Below are 6,899 nucleotides of genomic sequence, written 5' to 3' on the forward strand. Positions count from 1 at the left end.
GAACAATTAAGTGTTTGGTACTAAGTCAATAGAATAGACACCCCAAACGGAGAATTTGTAAGTCTACTATTTCTGATGCGTACTGGCTCAACTTACTTCGATTTTTCGGCTGTACAAGTCCATTAGGCTCGCCAAGTAGACCCAGCCCTCCCGACGTAGAATGGCAGTCATGTAGCGGCTGCCTGAGACTGGCCGTTCTGTGTATATCTCGTCGATGCGACGTCGGAAGCGTAGCTCTTCCTCTGAGACGTCTACAGGTCTGTAGTAAAGGCTCGTCCGATTGAGGCTGAGCAAGTCTGCCTGCCTAGAAATGCTGATCTTGTCACTGTCGTACTCGACCATGGCGATTCTTTCAGCTCTAGTTCGGTTTGATGCCAGATTTTTTTGAGCCACTCAATCTCAGTGGGTAAGCGACCAATTTTAGCATAGCATTCGCACGTTTCCCTTTCATGCTCCTTCTGAACGGCAGCGCTGTTTTTCTTGCCCTCGTTCTTGAAGACACTCGACAGGTTCTCTGAACCAGTTTTTTCCTACGACGGAGCACAGCGGCGTGTACGCCATACTCTGATAAAATTTGGGCGGTGTACAACCCGGCGTCCTGGAACAGACGATCCACCACGCCGTCGAAGGCGTGGTATCGCATTCTCACACTGCAGTTCCGGTTCGCGTCTCGAATGTGTACGATGGCCATCACGGCCTTGATTGGGCGGGGCTTTGGTTGGTGGGGCACCCAGAGCCGCCTTTGGAGGGGGGTGCTGATCGTTCAATGACAACTCGAACGGCGCATCCCACCCCGAACGGTGGCGACTGCAGCGGGCTCAAACGGATGCGAACGTCATGTCCCACAACTTGTCCGCCACAGATGGATGCGCCGCAATCATGCCAATGCCTGCCCCGAATCGGTCATCTCCCAGCGCGCTGCGAACGGTGGCGCCTGCCTCGGTCGCGATGAGAATGGCGGCGGATACGTCAATGAAGCTCGATCCGCCGAGCATAGCTCCGATTGCTCGCCCGGCTGCGACTTGCACGATGGACAGCGCCGACGAGCCCATGATGCGCACTGTGACGAATTCGTCTTGTAACGATTGCATGGCTGCAGCCATACCTGACCAATACAGGTGGTTGGACAGTTCCGAGGTGACGACGCCGCCAGGGAGTATGATATGATCGGGGGGCAAATTCAGCCTCTTGTCATTCAGAAAGGCGCCCACGCCTTTGCGCGCGTGAAACAATTCGTTGGTGAAAGGCTGCATCAGCGCGCCGACAAGCGGCATGCCTTCATAGGTGAGGCAAATGCTGAAACTGCTCCACGGAATCCCGTTTGCGTAGTTGCACGTGCCATCGATCGGATCGATGTACCAACGCATTGCGCTCGACCGACGGATGGAGCCGTGTTCCTCCCCGCTGATACCGTGTGTCGGGAATTCCTCCATCAGTCGCTCGCGCACGAGCTCCTCCACGCGAATGTCGACGTCTGTCACCCAGTCGGCCGCGTCCGATTTCGACCAACGCGACGTGCCTTCGGCAAAGCCTTTTCTCATTTCGATCGCGGCGATTTCAGCCAATTCCTTCGCCACGCCGTGCGCGCGTCCGAGTGTTTCATCCAAGTTGGCCAGTTCGCTTTCAGATAAGAATGGTGTCCTCTCTGCCGTCAATGCGTTCACCTCGTCCCAGATGTCTGATCTCGGAGTGCGGTGACCATGTCCGACGCCCGATTGGTAATGATGGCATCGACGCCGAGGCGGCTCCAAGCTCGTCCAATTTCCATCTCGTCCACCGTCCACACGGATACTTGCATCCCCCGATCGTGCATGGCCCTGACCGTCTCGGGACCCAGCGTCTTGAATCCTTCTGCCTCCGGGATGTCGAAGCCAGGGAGCAACAGCCACCACGGCGGATTCAAATAATTCGGTTTCAGTTCCGCAAGCAGTTCGTCAGCGGGCAACATGCTCTGCGTCCACGTCAAGGCCGCGTCGGCATCTGGCAAATACGTCCGAATCCGTCGATGCGCTTCCAGATTGCCGCCACTGAATAAGACTTGTTCTTCCGCATGCAACGACTTCAAAACTTCGACAATCGGAATAATCGCGTCCGCGGCGGTGACGTCCACCATCACGGGGATCTCGATGGCGCGAAGGACGTCGCCCAGAAGGGGGATCTCGTACTCTTCCGCTTGTGTGGCGCGGCGAATTTCGTCATAGGTCAGTTGAGCAACCTCAGCATCGACGTTCCAAAGGCGATGGAGTGTCGGATCGTGCAGAATGACGCACTGGCGATCCTTCGAAATCTGCACGTCGAGTTCAACCATATCCGCCCCAGACTCGACAGCGGATCGAAACGCGGGGATTGTGTTTTCGCGATGCGCGATCGGATCTCCGCGGTGTGCAATGACCAGGGTCATGGTCTTACCCCTCCAATGCCGGTTAGGTGAAGGTCTACGTTTGCCACGTAGGTATCAAGCAACTTACTGTCGCTGTACACGAGCACGCGCCGGAATGAAAAGCCGGTTGTGTCGGATACGGAATATCCATTGGGCACAAATGCCCGCATCTCGCCCATGGCGGTTTCCAGGATGAGTTCCGCGTAATGGCCACGGGGAATTCGACGCTTGATTGCGCCCGAAGGGAACGCTGGCGATGAATCGTGCAACTCGACATCCTCTGGACGAACGGCGATTTTGACGTCGTTGATGGATTCCGAAATCCGCGAAGGGAAGGCCAAGGACATGCCATTCACCTCGATCCGGTGGTTCACCAGGCGTCCTTCAAACATATTCATGCTGCCGATGAAATTGGCCACAAACTCGGTTCTGGGATACGCGTACAGGTTGTCCGGTGTGTCGAACTGCTCGATCTTGCCCGCAGAGAGCACGGCCACTCTGTCCGAGACGGACATGGCTTCATCTTGATCGTGTGTCACAAAAACCGTCGTAATCCGTGAATGTTGTTGAATCTCGCGTATCTCGTCCCGCACCTTATGCCGTAGTTGAGCGTCAAGGTTGCTGAGTGGTTCGTCGAGCAGGAGCACTTTCGGCTTCAGAACGAGGGCGCGCGCCAACGCGACGCGTTGCTGCTGGCCGCCCGAGAGCTGCGCAGGGTAGGATTTGGCTTGCGCGCGGAGATCGACGAGATCGAGAACGGAATGCACCTTCTCCTGAATCTCGCGCCTCGGTAGATTGCGAAGCTTGAGTCCGAACGCTATATTTTGGAAGACGGTCATGTTCGGCCAAAGCGCATACTGCTGAAACACCATCGCGGTCGGCCGTTTGTCGGGCGTTGCCTGAGAGACGTCCACGTTGTCGATGAAGATATGTCCCGTATCCGGCAAGATGAAGCCGCCGATCATCCGCAGGGTCGTCGTCTTCCCGCTCCCGGACGGTCCGAGCAGACAGACCATTTCGCCGGATGAAACGTGCAAGTCCAGATCTTCGATGACGGATTTCCCGCCAAATCCTTTGCCGATTTTTTGTAACGCAAGCTCTGCCATCGCGTTATCTCCTCTCTTGATTCGTGCCAATCAGGCTTGTCTGACATCCACCGCCGGTACTCATTTCATCCGAAAGCCAGCAGCGAGGTACCCACCGACGATGTACTTGCGAATGAGGAGGAGTAGAATCAGGGACGGCATGCTCAGCAGAATGGAATAGACTGCTGCAGCTTGCTGAGGATAGTTCGTCACCATCGAATACATTTGAACGGGCATCGTGATATAGTTCGGCGCGCCTACCAAAAATGTACCCTGCGCTTCGTCAAAGGAAGCCAGGAAAGCCTGAATCATCGCGACAATGATCCCCGGTCTCGCCATCGGCAACGTGACGTGCCAAAACGTGCGAAATGGACCAGCGCCAACGTCCCGAGCGGCTTCTTCGAGCGATTTGGGCACAGCGGAGAACGCCGCAGCAGGGATCCACGTCATGACGACGACGGTGTTCATCAACTGGATGACGATCACGCCCCAGAATGTATCCATCAGGTGGGTGGCGTACAGAATGCCCGCGATCGCGATATACAGTCCCATTTTCGGAAACGCGTTGGTCGCGAAGATGCCGATGAACATGGCGCGGCGTCCAGGAAACTGATACCTTGAGAACGCGTATGCGGCTGGCAGGCAGATGCAGGCGGAGAGAATGGTTACCACGGGCGCGAAGATGAACGAAAGCAATACCGAGTGGCCAAAATGCGAATCGGAAAGGACCGTCGACCACCAGGACAGCGAGAATTTTTGCGGAATCAGCGACGGATAAAACCACTCACCCGCAAACGCCCATAGGACGAGAACGACCAGCGGCCCTAACACAAAAATGAGCAAGGCCAGCACCAGTGCGGTCGCAAGGGATCGAGACAAGGCCTGGGACGGCGAAACGGTCCGACGGATCGACGGGATAGGCAAGAAACCGGATTGTACGGAATTTTGATTTGACATCATACACTACCCGACTTTCTATCGAGTCTAAGGTTCGCTATCACATACCATGTGCCGACTGCCGCAGCGAGAATAAACACCATGACCGCCATCGCTTCCGCTTGCTGAGGCTCGTTGTAGGCGGAGAAGTAACTGGTCATGGCGACGCCGAGCAATTGCGGCGCGGTTGGACCCATCAAGTAGGGTACGGTGTAGGCGCCGAGAACGCCGATGCAGTTGAATGTCGCGACGATGATGATGGGCAGCGTGTTCATCGGCAACAGAATTCTCAAGGAGACGGTCCAAGCGCGGGCGCCGACATCGCGAGCCGCTTCGATGTACGAATCGGGAACATTGCGAAGGCCAGACGCCAGCATGAGGACGGCAAATGGCAGGCCGGTCCAGACATTTCCGATCACGACGCCGAAGAGCGTATAGCCAAAACTCGGGAAATTCGGGTCCCCGAGGTGTTTCGCGAGGGCATCGACGAATCCGCCGGAGTTCCAAAAGGTGACCAGTGCGTACGATGCAATCACGCTCGGAATGAACATTGGAATCAGATAGAGCGACGAGGCAACCCGTGCGAGCCATCCATCGGAGAACCGCAAGTACAACGCGATCACCCAACTGATGACGAGCAGCAGGGCGACGGATGCGATGGTCACCCAGATGGTCGCGATGAAATCAGCGCGAAATGACGCCATCTTCCACAATTCTGTGTAGACGCCAAGTGTTGCGCCGTGATGTGACACCACTTGGTTTTGGGCCATTTCACTCACGACTGCGTTCGGACCCCCTGTATATCCGAACGTATAGAAAAACGACTCTACAGTCGGCAGGCCCACGAAGGCAAGTAAAAACGCGATCGGCAGGGCGGCCATCAAAAAACCAATCCAGCGTCGATTGACCAACCTAGCTGCACTCCTTCTCTGGCAAAATGACGGGGGAGCCCAGTTCCCCCGTCGCGCCGATACCGTTCGGGCACAAGGCAGATAACTCTACCTGAAATCCGGATCGTCGATCATCGACCTTAGTTGCTTTGTGCGGCAACTGTCGATTGCCAAGCCTGGTCTAGGTCCGCTCCGTAGAACGAAGACCATCCGGTTGCATAGGATTTTGCGATTGCAGAGAATTTCTGTTGAACGGATTTCGGAACGTATTTCCATTCAACGCCCGGATATCCGTTCATCTTGTTGACGACAATGGTTTGAGCTTGCGGGGTGAGGAGCCAATTCAAGAAGGCGTATGCAGCCTGCTTGTTCGGGCTGTTTTTCACGACACCCATGTCAGCAGGCCCGCCAGCGAACGGAGGCGTCAGTTGAATCAGTTTGATGGTCGATGGCAACTGTTTGTCCTGCAGTGCGCTGAGCGCCATATCCGACCACACCGGTGCGACCCAAATGGATCCGTTGGCCAATAGGTTCAACGTTCCGGTATTACCGTTTGCATAGTAACCGTGGCGATAGATATCGGGGCCAAGGCTCTTCAGTAGATTCAATCCAGGAGTCCATGTGCTTTCCAGACTCTTCGACGAAGAGGTAATCAGTTTCGCTTGATCCTGTTTGGGTACCTTCGAGTTGACGACGGCCATGACGAAGTCGTCGCCGGAACCGCCTGTGCTCGGCGTGTTGTAGGTGAACTTGCCGGGATTCGCCTTGATCCACGCGAGGAGGGCGTTGAGCGTCTTCGGAGGGTTCTTTACTTCTGCCGAGTTATACGCCAAGACGACGGAAGAACCGCGGTACGGAAGACCCTCGTCATTTGTCTGCTTCAACAGGGCCGGATCGACGTGGGACATGTTCGGGACCTCTGTCGGGTTCAGCTTTTGCAGCATGTTTGCCGTGGCGAGCGTTGGGACAATGCCGGAGTCCAGGATATCGTAGCCGGAGTTTTTGCCGGCCTTCTCAGCGGCGATGATTTTGTCCTGAACCGAGGTCGAATCCACGCCATGCGCGTCGAAGACCACGTTGATCTTGATGTTTGGGTGAGATTTCTCATACAGAGGAATCAGGTCTTGCTCCCACAGATCCTGTACGTTGACGTCGCCGTCCGTGTACAGGGTCAGTGTCGTCGTGCTCGTTTGGGCCATCGCCACGGTAGCACCGCCTGATAGGCCTGTGACCATCGCTGCAGCTAGAATTGCCTTTGACAACTTTCTTTTCTTCATCAATGTACCCTCCTGTTTATGATGACTCTCAATCAACCCACGGATATACAGTTCACCTGACTTGAAGGGACCGCGATCGGACGCTGTGAGCGGGATTTTGCCAGGATGGTCGGCGGGAATCACCCCCCTTTTCGGTTGAGAACGATCAACGCTGCCGAGTAACCTGAAGCGAAAATATGTCCATATTGAGATAGTCGAACGATAGAAACAGCGGTCGGTGTGTATTGTCAAAGTGCACTTGTTTGAGGATGACGACAGGAGGCATTCCGCCTTCCTCGTCATCTCCTTCGCGCAACAGTCTCAAATCGGGATCGGTTGCCGTCGGCATAAT

Annotated in this window: 6 protein-coding genes and 1 pseudogene; all 7 read right to left on the reverse strand. The window is 55.5% G+C overall.

Going from position 1 to position 6,899, the window contains the following annotated elements; translation table 11 throughout:
* Nucleotides 1-818: 818 nt before the first annotated feature.
* A complete protein-coding gene (locus AAC01S_RS13655; RefSeq protein ID WP_067623407.1) occupies nt 819-1,655 on the reverse strand; it encodes an inositol monophosphatase family protein in 837 nt (278 codons plus the stop codon).
* A gap of 5 nt (nt 1,656-1,660) precedes the next feature.
* The gene (locus AAC01S_RS13660) at nt 1,661-2,401 is read right to left on the reverse strand and encodes a glycerophosphodiester phosphodiesterase (RefSeq protein ID WP_067623411.1); all 741 of its coding nucleotides are present in this window, start codon (nt 2,399-2,401) and stop codon (nt 1,661-1,663) included.
* The gene (locus tag AAC01S_RS13665) at nt 2,398-3,486 is read right to left on the reverse strand and encodes an ABC transporter ATP-binding protein (protein WP_067623414.1); all 1,089 of its coding nucleotides are present in this window, start codon (nt 3,484-3,486) and stop codon (nt 2,398-2,400) included. The genes AAC01S_RS13660 and AAC01S_RS13665 overlap by 4 nt, the downstream gene beginning before the upstream one ends.
* A 60-nt stretch (nt 3,487-3,546) precedes the next feature.
* Entirely contained in the window at nt 3,547-4,422 is an 876-nt protein-coding gene (locus AAC01S_RS13670; RefSeq protein ID WP_083511801.1) for an ABC transporter permease, read from the reverse strand.
* A complete protein-coding gene (locus AAC01S_RS13675; RefSeq protein WP_067623416.1) occupies nt 4,422-5,312 on the reverse strand; it encodes an ABC transporter permease in 891 nt (296 codons plus the stop codon). Before AAC01S_RS13675 ends, AAC01S_RS13670 begins: the two co-directional genes overlap by 1 nt.
* 119 nt (nt 5,313-5,431) lie before the next feature.
* Nucleotides 5,432-6,568 (reverse strand): extracellular solute-binding protein, encoded by a 1,137-nt coding sequence (locus AAC01S_RS13680; protein ID WP_067623419.1) that lies wholly within the window; start codon nt 6,566-6,568, stop codon nt 5,432-5,434.
* A gap of 145 nt (nt 6,569-6,713) precedes the next feature.
* Nucleotides 6,714-6,899 (reverse strand): annotated as a pseudogene (locus AAC01S_RS19570) (hypothetical protein); the annotation flags it as partial.

It is taken from the genome of Alicyclobacillus acidiphilus NBRC 100859, assembly GCF_001544355.1.
Taxonomy (GTDB): Bacteria; Bacillota; Bacilli; order Alicyclobacillales; family Alicyclobacillaceae; genus Alicyclobacillus; species Alicyclobacillus acidiphilus.

What these genes read in the sequence shown, in the direction of transcription:
- AAC01S_RS13660 (WP_067623411.1), bottom strand. Translation starts at nt 2,401, where the DNA reads ATGACCCTGGTCATTGCACACCGCGGAGATCCGATCGCGCATCGCGAA.
- AAC01S_RS13665 (WP_067623414.1), bottom strand. Translation starts at nt 3,486, where the DNA reads ATGGCAGAGCTTGCGTTACAAAAAATCGGCAAAGGATTTGGCGGGAAA.
- AAC01S_RS13670 (WP_083511801.1), bottom strand. Translation starts at nt 4,422, where the DNA reads ATGTCAAATCAAAATTCCGTACAATCCGGTTTCTTGCCTATCCCGTCG.
- AAC01S_RS13680 (WP_067623419.1), bottom strand. Translation starts at nt 6,568, where the DNA reads ATGAAGAAAAGAAAGTTGTCAAAGGCAATTCTAGCTGCAGCGATGGTC.